We start from the raw sequence: 18,014 nt of genomic DNA, 5'->3' as shown, positions 1-18,014 counted from the left end.
CGCTGCTCCCACAGGCGATCGGCACCGCGGAAAGCTGTACGCCCGTCCAGATTACCTGTGGGGCGGCGCGGGATACGGCATCGATGCGAGCAGGATCACAGCCGTCTGTCCATCCCGGCAGGTCAGCGCGAGGAGAGATGCACGCTACGGCCTACATGGCGGCAATGTTTCCGTGGTCACACGGACGGGTAAATATTCGGGTAGCTGGCGAGCGCCATTCTCGACTGCCATCTCGAGACACCCGGCCAACGGCGTCCGGCCGTCGACATGAACACGGCGCACCCAAGTGTGGCGCTCGCCCGCTCCCGAATCGTCACCGATCGGGTCGGGTGTGGGGCGGGTCAGGTGAACTGGCCCGCTGTCCTTCCTTCACCTGTCGGGCCCGCGAAAGCCTGTGCGATAGTGAGCCATTCCGCGGCGTCGTCGCCGTCCGCGTGGATCGCCAGGTCGTCCGGATGGCGGCGCTGGGTCACCAGCAGGCAGAAATCGAGTGCCGATCCGGTCACCCGCTGCTCGGCGTCTTCGGGGCCCCACGCCCAGATCGTGCGATCCGGTGCGGTCAGTTCCACCCGGAATTCCGCCGCGGGCGGGGTCTTTCCGTGCACGGTGTAGGCGAAATTCCTGGTGCGCACGCCGATATGGGCCACGGTGCGCAGCCGCGCCGTGGCAGTGCGGTGCACGCCCAGGGCATCGGCCACGTCCTGCCCGTGTGCCCAGGTCTCCATGATGCGGGCGGTGATCATCGACGCTGCGCTCATCGGCGGACCGAACCACGGCAACTTCACGCCCGGAGGCGTCGCGCGCAGCGCGGCGACGAGTCCCGCGCGGCCACGCCGCCAGCGATCGAGCAGCTCGGCCGGTGGTTCGGTGGCGGCTTTCTCGGCGGCCTCGTCGACGAACGTGAGCGCCCGCGGCCCGGCTTCCGCCAGCAACTGCTGGAATCGGGCGGCGTCCGCGGTGGCGATCGTCGCGATTTCGTCGGTCCAAGCCAGATGGCCGATCTGATGGGCGATGGTCCAGCCGGGCGCGGGGGTGGCGCGCGCCCACTCCGCGGGTGCCAACGGGGCGACGAGTCGTTCCAGGCCCGCGCATTCGTCGGCGAAGTCGCCGAGCAACGCCTCTAGGTCAGCCATCAGTTCCCCTGCCGGTCCGGGCACACCGCTTCGTGTGCCGCCGTGGTCCAGCATCGCAGCGAGGTCAAAAAAAGGCAAGCATGCTTGTTTTATCTTGCGCTACGGGCTGCTACCAGCCGAAGACCATCAGGTGGGCGGCTCCCACGACCAGGCCGAGGACCGCGCCGTGCAGATACAGCAGCCAGGCGTCCTGTTCGACGGACGCGTAGAACATCTCCATGAACTCCCCCGGCGTGAGCCGCCGCAACTTGCGCGCCGCGAAGTCGTCGATGGTCTTGGCCTGCGCCAGGGTGAACTCCTCGTCCTCGACCAGGGTCGGGGCCAGCCCGACCGCGGCCCCCGCCGCGCCCACCGTGAGGTTGTCGAATTGGCGGCGCCCCAGCGCCGCTCGCACCAGTGAGGTCGTCGGCCCGAGCTGGCGATGGATCTCGTCGGCGATCAAGCGCTCCAGCAACTGCCTGGTCTTGTCCCCGTTCGGGCCCTCCAGCAGCTCCTTGGACAAGTTCGGCAGCGTGAGCACCTGGTAGGCCAGGATGTGCGCCAGATCGGTGGCCGCCTGTGGCTGCCGTTTCGCCAGCAGCGCCTGCTTCCACAGGTACTTGTACCTCGGTTGCGGGTCGCCCGGCTCGAACACCATCTTCACCGCGATGACGTTCACGATCACGCCGATCGCGGCCGAGGCGAGCAGGACGATCACCCAGCCCGGAATCCAGCCCAGCACCGGAATGTGCTGGTGCACGTGCAGATACAGGGCCAGTAGCACGCCGAAGGGCGCGCCGAGCAGGCCGATGCGCACCATGAAGCGCAGCTCGGGCGCCGCGATGGTGGTGGTCAGGTCCTTGAGGATGGCCGGGTTGTCCTGCAGGTAGCGGATCACGAAGCCCTTGATGCCGATCAGCTGGTCGACGTTGTCGCCGAGCGAGGCGAACGCGCGACGTGACAAGGCGGGCAGTTCGCGATCCACCCGCTGGTAGATCAGCTGCTTGGCGGCGCGCGGCACCGTGCGCCACAGGTCGGGGTTCTCCCGGTACATCAACTCGTCCACCAGGGGGCGCACTTGCTCGCGCGCGAGGACCGCGATGTAGTCGGCGATGCCGTCGAGATCGAGTTCGTGAATGAAGTCCTTGGGACTGCCGATCCGCATCAGGGCCTTGTCCACGCAGATGCTGGCCATCTTCTCCGCACGCGCCGGGATGAAGCCCTGGAAGCCGAGGCGGCGACCGTCGCCGGAGAAGGTCGGCAGTACTTGGACGCGGCGCGGGAAATAGGGATAGAGCACGTGCAGGCCGGGAATCCGGACGCCACGAAAGATGATCGGCCAGAACAACATCAGCACGCCGGTCCAGTTGGTCAGCCAGCCCGCCAGCGCGCTGAAGATCGGGAATGTGATCAGGTCGACCACGAACTTCGGCTGCCCGGTCAAACCTTCCCAGTCGATGAACACGCCAGCGGCGAGCGACGACATCGATGGGACTCCTCAAGCCGATCCGGCGGTACCGCCGGTATGAGATATCAATGTCCTCACGTTCTCATTGCCTTGGACGGGGTGTCAACGCTCGGCGGGTCTTCGCCGTGAGCGAACGGACCGGTCGGGGCGGAACAAAGCCGGACGCCCCGGGGTTGAGTAGGCATCGCTCAACTTTTGGAAGGGTCGAAGACGTGACTACACCACAGAACCTGCCGGTGCTGTTCCTGACCGATCCGATCGTGCTGCCGGGCATGGTCGTGCCCATCGAACTGGACGAATCCGCGCAGGCCGCGATCGATGCCGCGCGCGCCGCCAAGACCGACGCCGTGCTGCTCGCGCCGCGGCTGACCGAGGGCTACGCCACCTACGGTGTGGTCGCCACCATCGAACAGGTCGGCCGGATGCGCGGCGGAGCCCCCGCGGCCGTCCTCAAGGCCGAACGGCGCGCCAAGATCGGGCACGGGGTCACCGGGCCGGGCGCCGCGCTGTGGGTCGAGGCCGAACCGGTCGAGAGTCCCACTCCCGACGGCCGCACCAAGGAACTGGCCGCCGAATACAAGAAGCTGGTCGTCTCGGTGCTGCAACGCCGCGAAGCCTGGCAGATCATCGACGCGGTCAACCAGCTGACCGATCCCTCGGCCATCGCCGACACCGCGGGCTACGCCCCGTACCTGACTTCGGACCAGAAGCGGGAACTGCTCGAGACCCCCGAGGTGGCCGAGCGGCTGACCACGCTGATCGAGTGGACCAAAGCGCACATCGCCGAGGCCGAGATCAGCGAGAAGATCAGCGAAGACGTGCGCGAGGGCATGGAGAAGAGCCAGCGCGAATTCCTGCTCCGCCAGCAGCTCAACGCCATCCGCAAGGAGCTCGGCGAGGACGAGCCGGACGGCGCCGACGACTACCGCACCCGCGTCGAACAGGCGGACCTGCCCGACACGGTTCGCGAGGCCGCGTTGCGCGAAGTCGGCAGGCTGGAACGAGCCAGCGATCAAAGCCCGGAATCGGGATGGATCCGGACCTGGCTGGACACCGTGCTCGAGCTGCCGTGGACGGTGAAGACCACCGACAGCGCCGACGTCTCGGCCGCCCGCGCGGTGCTGGACGCCGACCACCACGGCTTGGAAGAGGTCAAGGACCGCATGGTCGAGTACCTGGCCGTCCGCGCTCGCCGGGCCGCTCGCGGCCTGGAGGTCGTCGGCGGACGCGGGTCCGGCGCGGTACTGGTGCTGGTCGGTCCGCCCGGCGTCGGCAAGACCTCGCTGGGTGAGTCCGTGGCGCGCGCGCTGGGCCGCAAGTTCGTCCGCGTCGCCCTGGGCGGCGTGCGCGACGAGGCCGAGATCCGCGGGCACCGCCGTACCTACGTCGGCGCGCTGCCCGGCCGTATCGTCCGGGCCATGAAGGAAGCCGGTTCGATGAACCCGGTCGTCCTGCTGGACGAGATCGACAAGGTCGGCTCGGACTTCCGCGGCGACCCGGCGGCCGCCCTGCTCGAGGTGCTGGACCCGGCGCAGAATCACACGTTCCGCGACCACTACCTGGATCTGGACCTAGATCTGTCCGACGTGCTGTTCATCGCGACGGCGAACGTCATGGAGACCATCCCCGGCCCGCTGCTGGACCGGATGGAGCTGATCACCGTCGACGGCTACACCGAGGACGACAAGGTGGCCATCGCGCGCGACTTCCTGGTGCCGCGGCAGTTGGAGCGCAACGCGCTGACCGCCGACGAGGTGACGATCAGCGAGGAAGCGCTGCGCGAGATCGCCGCGAACTACACCAGGGAGGCCGGCGTCCGGCAGATGGAGCGGCTGATCGCCAAGGCGCTCCGCAAGGCGGCCACCCGGCTGTCCGAGCGCGAAAGCGGGTCCGCGGCATCGGGTTACGACCCCGAGCTGGGCTACGAGGTCGACACCGGCACCCTGACGATCGGTCTGGACGATTTGAAGGACTACCTGGGTCGCCCGCGCTTCACCCCCGATTCGGTGGAACGTACGGCGGTCCCGGGTGTGGCCACCGGCCTCGCGGTGACCGGCGCGGGCGGCGACGTCCTCTACATCGAGGCGAACGCCGCCGAGGGCGAACGGTCGCTGACCCTGACCGGTCAGCTCGGCGACGTCATGAAGGAGTCCGCGCAGATCGCGCTGACCTACGTGCGCTCACACCTGGAGGAGATCGGCATCGAGCCGTCGGTGCTGGACCGCAACATCCACATCCACTTCCCGGCCGGCGCGGTGCCGAAGGACGGGCCGTCCGCGGGTGTCACGATGGTCACCGCCCTGGTGTCGCTCGCGCTGGGACGCCAGGTGCGGTCGGATGTCGGCATGACCGGTGAGGTCACGCTGAACGGCCGGGTGCTGCCGATCGGCGGGGTGAAGCAGAAGCTGCTCGCCGCCCAGCGGGCCGGACTGAAGACGGTGTTCATCCCGGCGCGCAACGAGCCGGATCTGGACGACGTCCCGGCGGAGGTGCTGGCCGCGCTGGATGTCCGCCCCGTCGCCGACGTGGCCGACATCCTCGCCTACGCCATCGAGCCGGTCGCCGAACCCGCGTTGGGCCCGGCCTTCGCGGCGACCGCCTGACCTGGGCTGCCACGGCCGGGCACGGAGTTCCCGTGCCCGGCCGTCGCATGCCTGCGGGCGGACGCGCGCTGCCCGGCCGTGGTCTGCTGAGCAGGCAGTTCGCGCTCGCAACCCTGCGCATTCGGCATCGCGGCAGCGGACCATCGTGCGGCTCATCCCGCCGAACAGCCGCAGCACGTCGCGGCGAGTTTCGGCGGTCGCCGTCCCGCGCAGCCGCCGCGACAGGTGCAAGCCCGGCCGACGCCGTCGATCAGACCGGTACCCCGCTGCGGATCGTGCGGCGCTTCCCGTACGTCGTAGCACCGTTGGCCGGGTGGCGTCATGCGCCGGTATTCGCACCGGTCAGGTCCGCTTCCGCGAGCCGGGTGGTGCCCTGGGCCACCGCGCAGAGGACAGGTGCGCGGTCCGGGCTCTCCGCGTAGATCTCGCAGTGCGCGACCGCCTGGCGGCGCGTCGACCCGGTGACGGCTGCCTCGACGCGCAAGCGATCGCCCGCGGCGGGGCGGAGGTAGGTGATCGTCACACCGCCGGTGAGCACGTTCGCGCCGAGAACTGTTCCGGCGGCGAAGGTGAGGGCGTTGTCGGCGGCGTAGGCGAGCACACCGCCGTGCACGTAGCCGAACTGCTGGGTCAGTTCCGGGCGCAACGGGATGACCAGGGTGGCCGCGCCGTCGCCGAACGCGGTGATCTCGGTGCCCACCAGGGCGGCGAACGGCTGCGCGGCCAGGATTCTCTTGGCGCTGTCGAGGTCGAGGGTCATCGTGGTCGTCATCGGGAGACCTCCCCCACGGCCCGGGTGCGATCGGCGGAGAGGGCTAGCCAGGCGGCATCGGCCAGTTCGCCCGCGACTTCGGCCGGGCCGATGCGCATTTCCCCGCCCAGCCACTGCCGCGTGTATTCCTGCGCCGGACCCAACCACAGCGCGTAGACCAGATCGATCGGAAGATCGCGCACCGCCCCGTATCCCGCGTGTGTGCGCCACCACCGCGTCACGTCCGACAGGAAGCGGCGGTTGCTCTCGCTCTCGCGCACCCCCGGCGGCCGTGCGGACGTGAGCACCGTTGCGCGGTACTGGTTTTCGCTCACCCACCGCAGATGCTCACGCACGCCGGCGGTGACGCCTTCGCGCGCGTCGGTGCTGTCGCCGACCACCGCCCAGAAGTGCGCTTGGTAGTCCGCCAGCGCGTTGGCCCATACCTGCCGGTACAGGTCGGCCTTGTCCGGGAAGTGGTGGTAGAGCGCGCCGACGCTGGCGCCCGCCGCATCCCGGATCTGGGCCAGCGTCGCGTCGAGGGCCCCGTGCTCGGCGAACTGACGCTCGGCCGCCAACAGCAACCGATCTCGAATCTTCATATCCAGAATTTAGTTCTGTCCTGCGCGCGCCGCAACGCCGGGTGTCGCAGGTCTGCGGTAAGAACGAGAGGTGGCCAGATGGCTGTTGCACGTCGATCTCGACCAGTTCCAGGCGGCGGTGGAATTCCGCCGGCATCCGGAACTGCGGGGACTGCCGGTCATCGTGGGCGGCCACGGCGATCCCACCGAACCGCGCAAGGTGGTGACCTGCGCGTCCTATCCGGCGCGCGCGTTCGGCGTGCGGGCCGGGATGCCGCTGCGCAGCGCGCAGCGCAAGTGCCCCGAGGGCGTCTTCCTGCCCCTGGACATGGCCGCCTACGAGGATGCCTCCGACGAGGTCATGGCGTTGCTGCGGACGTTTCCCGGCCGGGTCGAGGTGTGGGGCTGGGACGAGGCGTTCCTCGCCGCCGACACCGACGACCCGGAGGCCCTCGCACAGCAGGTGCGCGACGCCATCGCCGGATTGGACCTGACCTGCTCGATCGGCATCGGCGACAACAAGCTCACCGCCAAACTCGCGACCGGGTTCGCCAAGTCGGCGGGCAAGTCGTCGGCCGAGCCCGTCGCAGGCCCGGGCGCCGCTGCGGGCGTCTTCCGGCTCACCGCCGCGAACTGGACCGAAGTGATGGCCCATCGACCGACGAACGCGCTGTGGGGTATCGGCAATCGGATCGCCGCACGGCTGGCCGAGCTCGGTATCCGAACCGTCGGCGACCTGATGGCGGCCGACCGGCAGCGTCTCGCGGCGGAGTTCGGGCCGAACACCGGGCCGTACTTCTGGGTGCTCGGCCACGGCAAAGGCGATACGGATGTCACCACGGAACCGCGAATCCCCGTAGGCCGCAGTAAGTCGGAGACATTCCCGCACGATCTGACCGATCCCGGTGAGATCCGCGCTCAGGTCGCGCGGCTGGCCACCGAGGTCGCGGAGGAGATGGCCGCGGCGGGCCGGATCGCCACCCGCGTCGCTGTCACCGTGCGGACCAACACCTTCTACACACGCAGCAAACAGGAGAAACTGCCCGAACCGACCATCGACGTGGCGCGGATCGCCGAGACGGCACTGCGCATCATCGATCGGTTCGACCTCGACCGCCCGGTCCGCCTGCTCGGCGTCCGGCTGGAACTCCTGCCGCAGTAGCTCCCGGAGCCGTCCGGACACTCGTATGCTCGTCCGCATGGAGTTCTGGGCGATGGTGGCACACGAATCGGATAGCGGGATCGTCCTGACCCGGCAGCAGGTCGGCGAGGATTTCCTCGGGCCGGGCGACGTGACGATCAAAGTGCACTACTCGAGCGCGAACTACAAGGACGGTCTGGCGATCACCGAGGGCGGCGGGGTGGTGCGCAACTACCCGATCGTGCCCGGAATCGATCTGGTGGGCGAGGTGGTCGAGTCCGCCGACGACGATTTCGCCCCCGGCGACCCGGTGATCGCGCACGGTTACGACATCGGCGTCTCGCACAACGGCGGCTTCGCCGAGTACGCGAGGGTCCCCGCCGAATGGGTGGTCAAGCTGGAGGACCTGAGCCTGCGCGACGCGGCCGCGGTCGGCACCGCGGGTTTCACCGCGGCGCTGAGCGTGCAGGCGCTGCTCGATCGCGGCCTCACCCCGGACGCGGGCCCGGTGCTGGTCACCGGCGCGACCGGCGGGGTCGGCAGCGTGAGCATCGACATCCTCTCCGGACTCGGTTTCGAAGTCATCGCATCCACCGGCAAGACCGACGCGGGCGGGCTGCTCAGCGAGATCGGCGCCAACGAGGTGATCGGCCGATTGCCGGAGCCGGATGCCAAACCGCGGCCGTTGACCAAGGCCAGGTGGGCCGCGGCCGTGGACAGCGTCGGCGGCGCCTCGCTCGCCTACATACTGAGCGCCATCGGCTACGGCGGCGTGGTCGCGGCGAGCGGGCTGACCGGCGGGTCCGAACTGCCCACCACGGTGATGCCGTTCATCCTGCGCGGTGTCGCGCTGGAGGGCATCGATTCGGTCAACCTCCCGATCGAGCGTCGCCGGGAAGTGTGGTCCCAGCTCGGCAAAGAGCTGCGGCCACAGCATCTTTCGGCCCTGGAGAACTACGCTCCGATCACCGATGTGGAGCGGGTGTTGCGCGCCATCCGCGACGGCAGCCACCGGGGCCGCACCGTGATCGGCGTCATGGGCGAATTCTGATCGCGACCGATCGGCGAAGCCCGGCTCGACTCGTTCGAGCCGGGCTTCGCCGGTTGAACGGCTGCGATCGGATCACGCCGCGCGCGGGAACACGCTGCCACCGCCGAGAGCCTCGATCCGATACGGTTCTTCCGCATCAATCCCATGCTCGCTCCGGTCGAGAGGCGAACCTCGTTGTCCGCGAATCTGTTCTGGCGTTCGATGTCGATAGTGGCGGCGTCCGCACTGCTCGCCGCGCCCACGTACGGCCGGGCCGATCCGGCGGTCGACGCGCAGCCCAACGGCGTGGACCGGTTCTATCACCAGACGCTCGAGTGGAAGCCGTGCGGTGCCGAGAATCTGGACAAGGCCGGAGGCGAGTGCGCGAACGTCCTGGTGCCACTCGACTACGGGCGGCCCGGCGATCGCACGATCACCGTGGCGATATCCCGGGTGAAGGCGACCGATCCGGCGCGGCGGCGGGGCGTCCTGCTGTCGAATCCGGGCGGTCCCGGCGGCCCGGGCCTGGACAGCGTGGATCTGCTCGGTGACGTGCTGTCGCCGGACGTGCTGGCGAGTTACGACCTGATCGGCATGGACCCGCGCGGGGTCGGCGAGTCCAGCAGCAGCCCGCGGTGCGGGTGGCCGGTCGGCGAGATGATCCGGTCGGCGGGCCTGGATCCGCTGGGGTTCGTGCACGACACCGTTCAGTCCGCGGGCATGGCCGCCACCTGCGTCGTTCGCGATCCGGAGCTGGTGCGGCAGTTCACCACCCGCAACACCGCGCGGGACATGGACATCGTCCGAGCCGCCCTGGGTGAGCAGAAGGTCAATTTCTACGGCCTGTCCTACGGCACGTACCTCGGGGCGGTGTTCACGCAGATGTTCCCGGAGCGCAGTGATCGAGTCGTGCTCGACAGCGCGATCGATCCGGACCGGTACTGGACGGGCTTGGTCCAGGATTGGGGACCAGCCGACGAGATCGCCTTGGACGATTGGGCGGTGTGGGCCGCCGCCCGGGACGACGAATTCCGGCTCGGTGCGACGCCGCAGCAGGTGCGAGCGAAGGTCGAGGAGTTGGTCCGCGTCGTCAACCGCAAGCCGATCGTCATCGACGGTTTCGCGATCGACGACCACTGGCTGCCGTTCATCCTGCACGCCTTGCTGTGGAACTTCCGGCTCAACGAACCGCTGGCCGCGACGGTGCGCGAGCTCGCCGACGACGCGGGCGGTCCGCCCACGACCTCCCGCACGCCGCGACTGCGCGCGATCGTGGCGGCGCTGCGGGACAACGAGAACTCCGTCTTGGCGCAGATCGCTTGCGGTGATGTCGGCGCGCCCGTCGATCCCACCTGGTACTGGCGCAACATCGAGGAGAGCCGGGCCACGCAACCGGTGTTCGGGGCGCTGGCGGGCAATATCCAGCCCTGCGCCTTCTGGCCTCGTCCGGTCGAACCGCCGACAGTGGTGCGGAACGCGGTGCCCGTGCTCATCGTGCAGGCGTCGGGCGATCCACGCACTCCCTACACCCATGCCGTCCGGCTGCACGAGTACCTGTCGGCGTCGCGGATGGTCACCTTGGAAGGCGTCCGTATCCACATGACATTCCGGCCCGAGCTGAGCAGTTGCGTGAACAACGCGATCAACGCCTACTTCGGCGCGGGAACCCTGCCGGACACGGACACCACCTGTACCACGGACCAGACAGCGAGCTAGCCGGACGACGGATCAAGCCGCCGCCGTGACGGGCTCCTCGGCGAACTGGGTGCGGTAGAGCTCCGCGTAGCGGCCGTCGGCGTTCAGCAGCTGGGCGTGCGTGCCGCGCTCCACGATCCGGCCCTCCTCCAGCACCAGGATCTGGTCGGCGGCGCGAATCGTGGACAACCGGTGTGCGATCACCAGCGCGGTCCGGCCCTCCAGCGCCTCGGACAGCGCTTCCTGCACGGCGGCTTCGGAGGTCGAGTCCAGCGACGCGGTCGCCTCGTCCAGGATCACCACGCGCGGCTGCTTGAGCAGCAGGCGCGCAATGGTCAGGCGCTGGCGCTCACCGCCGGAGAGCCGATAGCCGCGCTCGCCGACCACGGTCTCCAGTCCGTCCGGCAACGACGCGACCAGCTCGCGCAGCCGGGCGCGCTCCAGCGCGTCCCAGAGTTCGTCCTCGTCGGCCTCCGGCCTTGCGAGCAGCAGGTTGGCACGGATGGTGTCGTGGAACAGGTGCCCGTCCTGCGTGACGAGCCCCACCGATTCGCGGATCGACCGGGTGGTCAGCTCGCGCACGTCCACGCCGTTCAACCGCACCGCGCCGCTGTCGACGTCGTAGAGCCGCGAGACCAGTTGCGCGATGGTGGACTTGCCCGCGCCGGACGAGCCGACCAGCGCGATCAGCTGCCCGGGCTCGGCGCGCAGCGACACTTTGTGCAGCACCTCCACCCCGCCGCGGGTGTCCAGATTCGCCACGTCCTCCAGCGAGGCCAGCGACACCTTGTCGGCCGAGGGGTAGCCGAAACTCACCGCGTCCAGCTCCACCGCGACCGGGCCCGCCGGAACCGGCCGCGCCCCCGGCGCGTCTTCGATCAGCGGCTTCAAATCCAGCACTTCGAAGACGCGCTCGAAACTCACCAGCGCGGCCATGATCTCCATCCGGGCGCTGGCCAGCGCCGTCAGCGGCGTGTAGAGCCTGGTCAACAGCAGCGACAGCGACACCACCGCGCCCGCGTCCAACTGCCCGCGCAGCGCATACCAGCCGCCGAGCCCGTACACCAGGGCGATCGCCAGCGCCGACACCAGCGTGAGCGAGGTGACGAAGACGGTCTGCAGCATCGCGGTGCGCACGCCGATGTCCCGCACCCGGCGCGCCCGCAAGGCGAACTCGTCGGACTCCTGCTCCGGACGGCCGAAGAGCTTGACGAGCGTCGCGCCCGGCGCGGAGAACCGCTCGGTCATCTGGGTGCTCATCGCCGCGTTCAGACGGGCCGCTTCCCGCTGCATGTCCGCAAGGCGGTTGCCCATCCGGCGCGCCGGAAGCACGAACACCGGCAGCAATACCAGCGCGAGCACCGTGATCTGCCACGAGATGCTGAGCATCACCCCGAGCGTCAACGCGAGGGTCACCAGGTTGGCCACCACGCCGGACAGGGTGTCGCTGAACGCGCGCTGCGCGCCGATGACGTCGTTGTTCAAGCGGCTGACCAGTGCGCCGGTCCTGGTCCGGGTGAAGAAGGCGACGGGCATCTTCTGCACGTGGTCGAACACGGCGGTGCGCAGATCGAGGATGAGCCCTTCACCGATCCGCGCCGACATCCATCGGATCGCCAGCCCGAGCCCCGCGTCGAACACCGCGAGCATCCCGATCACCAGCGCCAGCACGACCACCACCCGGGGCGCCGCGCCGCCGACGATGTCGTCGACCACCCGGCCCGCCAGCACCGGCGTCGCCACGGCGAGCCCGGCGGACACGACGCTGAACAGCAGGAACGCGCTGATCCTGCGGCGGTGCGGCGTCGCGAACCGGATGATGCGCTTGGCGGTGGCGAAGCGGAACGGCCGCTGTTCCTGCGGCGCGTTCGCCCGCCGGTACATCTGGCTCCACGCCACGGATTCGATGCTCACGTTGCTCTTCCTCTCGCTCCCCACCCCATCCAAGACCTGGCCACCGACACTAAGACCTCAACAATGGTTTAGTTCAAGTCGATTCCGGCGCGGAACCCTTTCCTCCCACAGCGAAACCGGCCACAACCCGAACCCCGGACCACGACGTGCATGGCGCTTTACGCATAGGCGCTGGAAAAACGAACACAGCTCGCTGGAAAATAACACCGTGACCGAGAACCGGATGGCGGCACTGCACGGCAGGATCGCGGGTGAGGTCGACACCTCCGAGCGGCGGCGGGCGGAGTACTCCTCGGACGCGTCGAACTATCGGGTTCTCCCGGCCGCGGTCGTCTTCCCCAGGACCGACGAGGACGTCGCCGTCACCTTGGAATTCGCCCGCGGCGAGGGCCTTCCGGTGACCGCGCGCGGCGCGGGAACGTCGGTGGCGGGCAACGCGATCGGCCCCGGCCTGGTGCTCGATTTCAGCAGGCATATGAACCGGATCGTGGTGATCGATCCGGCCGCCCGCGTGGCCACCGTGCAGCCGGGCGTGGTGCTGTCGGAATTGCAGCGGGCGGCGCGTCCGCACGGCCTGCGCTTCGGACCGGACCCTTCGACGCAGAATCGCTGCACCCTCGGCGGCATGATCGGCAACAACGCCTGCGGACCGCGCGCCGTCGCGTGGGGCCGCACCTCCGACACCGTGCGGGCGGTGCGCATCCTGGACGGCACCGGCACCGAACGCGCGCTGGCCGCCGACCTGTCGGCGGTGCCTGGCCTCGCGGAATTCAGCAGGACGAATCTCGCGGTTCTGCGCACCGATCTGGGGCGCTTCGACCGGCAGGCGTCGGGATACGGCTTGGAGCATCTGCTCCCAGAGCGGGGCGCGTCGGCGGCGAAGGCGTTCGTCGGCAGCGAGGGCACCTGCGGCTTGCTGCTGGACGCGACCGTCGACCTGGTCGCGCTTCCGGCGGCCACCGTGCTCACCGTGCTCGGCTACCCGGATATGGCCACGGCGGCCGACGACGTCTCCGCCGTGCTGGCCTGCGCGCCGATCGCGGTCGAAGGCATCGACGCGCGGCTGGTCGACGTGGTCCGGGCGCACCGGGGCACGGTGCCCGACCTGCCGCGCGGCGGCGGTTGGCTGTTCGTGGAGACCGCGGGCGAGACCCGAGCCGACGCGCTGGCCGTAGCACAGGAGCTGTGCCGGACCACGGGCGCGATGGACACCCGGATCGTCACCGATCCGGGGACGGCGGCGGCGCTCTGGCGGATCCGGGCCGACGGCGCGGGGCTGGCGGGTCGCACGCCCGACGGTCGGCCGGCGTGGCCGGGGTGGGAGGACGCGGCCGTCCCACCCGCGCGGCTCGGCGCCTACCTGCGCGATTTCGCCGCACTCACCCGCGACCACGGCGTCGACGGGCTGTTGTACGGGCACATCGGCGACGGCTGCATCCACGTCCGCCTCGATCTCCCGATCGCCGACGCGCCGCGCCGTTTCCGCGCTTTCCTCTTCGACGCGGCGGAATTGGTCGTGCGCTACGGCGGTTCGCTCTCCGGCGAGCACGGCGACGGCCGGGCCCGCTCGGAGCTGCTCTCGGTGATGTACTCCCCTGCGGTGCTCGACGTCTTCGCCGGATACAAGGCGCTGTTCGATCCCGGCGACGTCCTGAATCCCGGTGTGCTCGTCGCACCCCGTGCGATCGACGCCGACCTGCGGCTGGCCGGATTGATGGACGCCCGGCCGTCGCTCGGTCACCCGCTCCCCGAAGACGGCGGCGATATGGCCGTCGCGGTTCATCGTTGCGTCGGCGTCGGCAAGTGCCGCGCCGACGGCGGTTTCATGTGCCCGTCCTACCAGGCCACCCGGGACGAGAAGGACAGCACGCGCGGGCGGGCGAGGGTGTTGCAGGAGGTGGTGCGCGGCGCGCTGCCCTGGTCGTCGGAGGCTGTGGCGGAGTCGCTGGACCTGTGCCTGTCGTGCCGGGCGTGCCGGTCGGACTGTCCGGCGGGCGTGGACATGGCCACCTACAAGTCGGAGACGCTGTATCGCCGCTACCGCCATCGGCTGCGCCCGATCGATCACTACTCGCTGGGCCGGCTGCCCCGGTGGCTGTCGGCCGCGAGCCGGCTGCCGAGGGTCGTCAACGCACTCGCCGGCCGGCCCGCGCTGCGTCGAATCGGTCTGCGCGCGGCGGGCATCGACCCGCGCCGTGACGTGCCGCGCCTGGCCGTGCGCGGCTTCCGCCGGATCTGGCGCGATCTGGACGACGGCGCCGCACTGGCCGAGTCGTCCTATGCGCCGGAGGAGCGCAGCGGTGGTCGCGGGGAGGTCATGCTGTGGATCGATACGTTCACCGACGCGTTCGATCCGGAGATCGCACTGGCGGCGGCTCGGTTGCTGACCACGTTGGGCTACCGGGTCCGGATCCCCGAGCGACGCGTCTGCTGCGGATTGACCTGGATCAGCACCGGGCAGCTCGACGGCGCCCGCGCGCGGCTGCGGGCCACCCTGGCCGCGCTGGAGGAGCACGTGAGCGCGGGCGGCGTGATCGTCGGGCTGGAACCGTCCTGCACCGCAGTCCTGCGCGCGGACCTGACCGAACTGTTGCCGGAGGATCCACGCTCCGCGCCCACCGCCGCCGCGGTACGCACCTTGGCCGAGTTCCTGGCCGAGCAGCCGACCTGGCGGCCGCCACGGCGAACCGGGCAGTCGGTGGTGGTCCAACCGCACTGTCACCAGCACGCGATCCTCGGTTTCGACGTCGAACGCCGGTTATTAGCCAGTATGGGCGTGCAGGTGACGGAAATCACCGGATGCTGCGGTCTGGCGGGAAATTTCGGAATGCAGCGAGGTCATTACGACATTTCGGTAGCGGTGGCCGAGAACGGCATGCTCCCCGCGCTGCGCGCCGCGGGCGAGGACGCGATCTTCCTCGCCGACGGCTTCTCCTGTCGCACCCAGGCCGCTGCCCTGGCCGGGCGACAGGCGCGGCATCTCGCGCAATTTCTCTTGGAGCGGTGAGCCTTTCGGGGCCCGCCTGCGATCCGGGCGAGGTCAGCTGCCGAACGGCAGGGTGCCCGGCGGGATCTGGTAGCCCGAACTGCCCGCGAAAATCCCGCCCCAGGCGTTGAGCAACCAGTTGAGCAGATTGGTGATCATCAGACAACCTCCGTCATCGCTACAGCCAGCTATTTGCCGAACGAAATCAATATCGCCGTGAATCTTGTTTCGTTACAACCGATTGCGAAACTATAATCATGCGTGATCGAGATGAGAAGAGTTATGGGTGTGATGATAATCCGTCGCGCCCGGGCGGAGGGTGATGCGGCGCCGCGCGCCGCACCGGGCAGAATGAGGCCGGTGCGCAGCGTGACGGTCGAACCGGGAGCGAGCCGGACCCTCATGACGGATCGGCCGATCGATCTGGCGTGCACCCTGGCCCCGCTCGGCCGCGGCACAGGTGATCCGTGCCACCGGGTGACCGCCGACGGCGCGCACTGGCATGCCTCCCGCCTCCCGACCGGGCCGGTCACCTACCGGTTGGCGCAGTCCGGCCCGTGTGCGGTGCAGGCCCGCGCTTGGGGGCCGGGCGCGGAGGAATTCCTCGCGGGTCTCGAGCGCATGCTCTGCCTGGACGAGAACGTCTCGGCGTTCCTCCCTGATCACCCGAAGCTCATCGATGCGCACCGCCGGTTCCCCGGCCTGCGCATGTTGCGCACGGATCTGGTGTTCGAAGCCCTCGTACCGGCCGTGCTGGAGCAGAAGGTGCACACCGTCTCCGCGCGGGCATCGTGGCGGAAGCTGGTGCGGCAGTACGGCGAACCGGCGCCGGGCCCGGCACCGGAAGGAATGCGGCTGCCGCCGGACGCCGACACCTGGCGGCGGATTCCCTCCTGGGTCTACCACCGGGCCAACGTCGGACCGCAGCGCGCGCAGACCATCGTGCGCGCGGCGCGGATCGCCGAGTCGCTGGAGCGCGCCGCGCGGGTGGATCCGGCCGAGGCGGCACGCATGCTGTGCAGCGTTCCCGGTATCGGGGTGTGGACAGCCGCGGAAATCGGGCAGCGAGCTTTCGGTGACGCGGACGCGCTGTCGGTCGGTGATTATCACCTCGCCGCTACGGTCGGCTGGACCCTGCTCGGCCGTCCGATCGACGACGACGAGATGGTCGAATATCTGGAACCGCTGCGTCCACACCGCTATCGAGCGATCCGCCTGCTGGAAATCAGCGGCCACTTCCACAAACCGAAGTTCGGCCCGCGCACCGCTCGCACCGACCACAGTTGGCATTGAGTCACAGCAGTTAACAGACGTCCCATAGTCGACTACTTTTCCGCAATTTTGGCCAGTCTTTATCCGCCGTTCCCGGTCTGGGGAAAGCGAAACTATAGGTAGTCGCGCCACACTCGGCCATCGCCGCATTCATATCGGTACGCGAGGCCACCGCGGTCGGAGAGCAGGCGCTTCGGTTTGGCGCGCACCTCATTGTCGATCGAACCACACAACTGCAGGGGGTTGTTCAGTGGAGCAGAGGCCACTTGGGGATACACCACGGTCCAGATGTCAGTTCTACCGGCGCGAATGTGATCTGCCCGCCATGGTCGACCCACCCGAACTGGGCCGCATCGTGATGCGAGCAGGCTCGGTGTGGGCATTGACCATGCCGAGCGGTCTGGGGCAGGCGGTCAAGGCGCACCTACAGAGCAAGAGCGTCCGGCTCGGGCCGATCCTGGCGCACCCGCGCTCGAACCGATGGACTTTCTTGATCGCGCCGGACCTGCCGGAAAACGATACGCGCTTGTTCGCGGAGTTGTTCCGGCTCAACGTGTCGGTCTCCCGCACCGGGTCGACGATCGCGTTGCCGTCCCCGACCGCCTCGGTCGGCGCGATCCGATCCTGGATAGTGCCGCCGCGAAACCGATTCCGCCCCTCCGGGCGGGTAGTGGTCGCGGCCATCCGGGCGTGGGCCGAGCCTGCGCCGCGCCGCCGCTGAGCACGGCGATACCCGTGACAACTGTCAGCCGGGATCATCGAGGTACCGGGCCGATTTCGGCCGGTTGTTCGCCCGACAGCGCCGGTCGGCGGCGGTACTATCGGGCGCGCGTGAATGCGTCCGGCGACAGCGCTGGGTTCTCGGTCCGTACACGTCTGCCACGGCAGACAGCGAAGGAGTCCAATTCGTGAGCATTCAAGGCAACGCGAACATCGACCTGACCGGCGCCACGTGGCGAAGGGCGGGGGAAGGAGCGGGCAACGACAGCGTCGAGGTGGCGCTGCTCGCCGACGGACACGTGGGAATGCGCAACGGGAAGGACCCGGACGGGCCGGTGCTGATCTTCACGCCCGCGGAGTGGGCCGCCTTCACCGCGGGCGTGCAGGACGGCGAGTTCGACCGGCCACGATAAGGCACGGTGGCCGCCGAAAATCACGGAATGACACATATTCGGCAACGAAAAGACGTTTGCCGAGGCCGGAGGCGGGTAGCCCATATCCGTGGACCGTGGGCTCAAGAGTTCCCATCCCCGGTACCGGAAATTACGGCCGGACGATTGGGTGGAATGGCTGATCGTCGCGCTGTTGTTCGCGGTGTCGGCGGTCGGAGTCTTCGTCCTCACCAGCTCACTGCTGTCGGCGCTGCTCGTCGGCCTGCTGGTGTGGATCGTGGCCCTCGGTGTCGTGGCCATGTTGTAAGGGTGCGCCGACCGGCCGGGGATCACCCCGGCCGGTGGTCCG

Annotated in this window: 14 protein-coding genes; 9 read left to right on the top strand and 5 right to left on the bottom strand. The window is 69.2% G+C overall.

Features of this window, described 5'->3' with window-relative positions:
• Positions 1–341: 341 nt before the first annotated feature.
• Both QMG86_RS31230 and QMG86_RS31225 read right to left on the bottom strand, forming a co-directional pair.
• Positions 342–1,133, bottom strand: a complete 792-nt coding sequence (locus QMG86_RS31230; RefSeq protein WP_281876454.1) for a TIGR03084 family metal-binding protein — start codon at positions 1,131–1,133, stop codon at positions 342–344.
• A gap of 109 nt (positions 1,134–1,242) precedes the next feature.
• Positions 1,243–2,598, bottom strand: a complete 1,356-nt coding sequence (locus QMG86_RS31225; RefSeq protein WP_281876453.1) for a DUF445 domain-containing protein — start codon at positions 2,596–2,598, stop codon at positions 1,243–1,245.
• Positions 2,599–2,852: 254 nt separating this feature from the next.
• Between QMG86_RS31225 and lon the strand changes: the two genes are divergently transcribed.
• A complete protein-coding gene (lon, locus tag QMG86_RS31220) occupies positions 2,853–5,183 on the top strand; it encodes an endopeptidase La (RefSeq protein WP_281881216.1) in 2,331 nt (776 codons plus the stop codon).
• 319 nt (positions 5,184–5,502) lie between these two features.
• On the opposite strand, the gene QMG86_RS31215 is transcribed toward lon, so the two are convergent.
• The gene (locus QMG86_RS31215) at positions 5,503–5,955 is read right to left on the bottom strand and encodes a PaaI family thioesterase (protein ID WP_281876452.1); all 453 of its coding nucleotides are present in this window, start codon (positions 5,953–5,955) and stop codon (positions 5,503–5,505) included.
• Positions 5,952–6,536 (bottom strand): TetR/AcrR family transcriptional regulator, encoded by a 585-nt coding sequence (locus QMG86_RS31210; RefSeq protein WP_281876451.1) that lies wholly within the window; start codon positions 6,534–6,536, stop codon positions 5,952–5,954. Before QMG86_RS31210 ends, QMG86_RS31215 begins: the two co-directional genes overlap by 4 nt.
• A gap of 70 nt (positions 6,537–6,606) precedes the next feature.
• On the opposite strand from QMG86_RS31210, the gene QMG86_RS31205 reads away from it, so the two are divergent.
• The 3 genes from QMG86_RS31205 to QMG86_RS31195 all read left to right on the top strand — a co-directional run bounded on the left by QMG86_RS31205 (position 6,607) and on the right by QMG86_RS31195 (position 10,402).
• The gene (locus tag QMG86_RS31205) at positions 6,607–7,677 is read left to right on the top strand and encodes a DNA polymerase IV (protein WP_281876450.1); all 1,071 of its coding nucleotides are present in this window, start codon (positions 6,607–6,609) and stop codon (positions 7,675–7,677) included.
• 37 nt (positions 7,678–7,714) lie between these two features.
• Positions 7,715–8,707, top strand: coding sequence for an oxidoreductase (locus QMG86_RS31200; RefSeq protein WP_281876449.1), 993 nt, complete (start codon positions 7,715–7,717; stop codon positions 8,705–8,707).
• 174 nt (positions 8,708–8,881) lie between these two features.
• Entirely contained in the window at positions 8,882–10,402 is a 1,521-nt protein-coding gene (locus QMG86_RS31195) for an alpha/beta fold hydrolase (RefSeq protein WP_281876448.1), read from the top strand.
• A gap of 12 nt (positions 10,403–10,414) precedes the next feature.
• Here QMG86_RS31195 and QMG86_RS31190 read toward each other — a convergent pair whose 3' ends face one another.
• Positions 10,415–12,295 (bottom strand): ABC transporter ATP-binding protein, encoded by a 1,881-nt coding sequence (locus tag QMG86_RS31190; RefSeq protein ID WP_281876446.1) that lies wholly within the window; start codon positions 12,293–12,295, stop codon positions 10,415–10,417.
• A gap of 223 nt (positions 12,296–12,518) precedes the next feature.
• On the opposite strand from QMG86_RS31190, the gene QMG86_RS31185 reads away from it, so the two are divergent.
• The 5 genes from QMG86_RS31185 (at position 12,519) to QMG86_RS31165 (ending at position 17,972) form a co-directional block, all read left to right on the top strand.
• Positions 12,519–15,302: an FAD-binding and (Fe-S)-binding domain-containing protein gene (locus QMG86_RS31185; protein WP_434086220.1), complete on the top strand. Its 2,784-nt coding sequence runs from the start codon at positions 12,519–12,521 to the stop codon at positions 15,300–15,302.
• 330 nt (positions 15,303–15,632) lie between these two features.
• Positions 15,633–16,574 carry a DNA-3-methyladenine glycosylase family protein gene (locus QMG86_RS31180; protein ID WP_434085642.1) on the top strand — a complete coding sequence of 314 codons (942 nt, stop codon included), beginning with the start codon at positions 15,633–15,635 and terminating at the stop codon, positions 16,572–16,574.
• A 304-nt stretch (positions 16,575–16,878) separates the two neighbouring features.
• Positions 16,879–17,274 (top strand): DNA-directed RNA polymerase subunit beta, encoded by a 396-nt coding sequence (locus tag QMG86_RS31175; protein ID WP_281876443.1) that lies wholly within the window; start codon positions 16,879–16,881, stop codon positions 17,272–17,274.
• Between the two features lie 187 nt (positions 17,275–17,461).
• The gene (locus tag QMG86_RS31170) at positions 17,462–17,686 is read left to right on the top strand and encodes a DUF397 domain-containing protein (protein WP_063016907.1); all 225 of its coding nucleotides are present in this window, start codon (positions 17,462–17,464) and stop codon (positions 17,684–17,686) included.
• 88 nt (positions 17,687–17,774) lie between these two features.
• On the top strand, positions 17,775–17,972 hold the full coding sequence (locus QMG86_RS31165; protein ID WP_195090817.1) for a hypothetical protein: 198 nt from the start codon (positions 17,775–17,777) through the stop codon (positions 17,970–17,972).
• Positions 17,973–18,014 lie beyond the last annotated feature (42 nt).

Origin of the sequence: Nocardia sputorum, from assembly GCF_027924405.1 — a bacterium.
Lineage (GTDB): Bacteria > Actinomycetota > Actinomycetes > Mycobacteriales > Mycobacteriaceae > Nocardia > Nocardia sputorum.
This window is presented reverse-complemented; position numbering and strand designations above follow the sequence as displayed.

Excerpts from the sequence above, each read along its gene's own strand:
- QMG86_RS31230 (WP_281876454.1), bottom strand. The coding sequence starts at position 1,133 with ATGGCTGACCTAGAGGCGTTGCTCGGCGACTTCGCCGACGAATGCGCG.
- QMG86_RS31225 (WP_281876453.1), bottom strand. The coding sequence starts at position 2,598 with ATGTCGTCGCTCGCCGCTGGCGTGTTCATCGACTGGGAAGGTTTGACC.
- lon (WP_281881216.1), top strand. The coding sequence starts at position 2,853 with ATGGTCGTGCCCATCGAACTGGACGAATCCGCGCAGGCCGCGATCGAT.
- QMG86_RS31215 (WP_281876452.1), bottom strand. The coding sequence starts at position 5,955 with ATGACGACCACGATGACCCTCGACCTCGACAGCGCCAAGAGAATCCTG.
- QMG86_RS31210 (WP_281876451.1), bottom strand. The coding sequence starts at position 6,536 with ATGAAGATTCGAGATCGGTTGCTGTTGGCGGCCGAGCGTCAGTTCGCC.
- QMG86_RS31200 (WP_281876449.1), top strand. The coding sequence starts at position 7,715 with ATGGAGTTCTGGGCGATGGTGGCACACGAATCGGATAGCGGGATCGTC.
- QMG86_RS31185 (WP_434086220.1), top strand. The coding sequence starts at position 12,519 with ATGGCGGCACTGCACGGCAGGATCGCGGGTGAGGTCGACACCTCCGAG.
- QMG86_RS31180 (WP_434085642.1), top strand. The coding sequence starts at position 15,633 with ATGAGGCCGGTGCGCAGCGTGACGGTCGAACCGGGAGCGAGCCGGACC.
- QMG86_RS31175 (WP_281876443.1), top strand. The coding sequence starts at position 16,879 with ATGGTCGACCCACCCGAACTGGGCCGCATCGTGATGCGAGCAGGCTCG.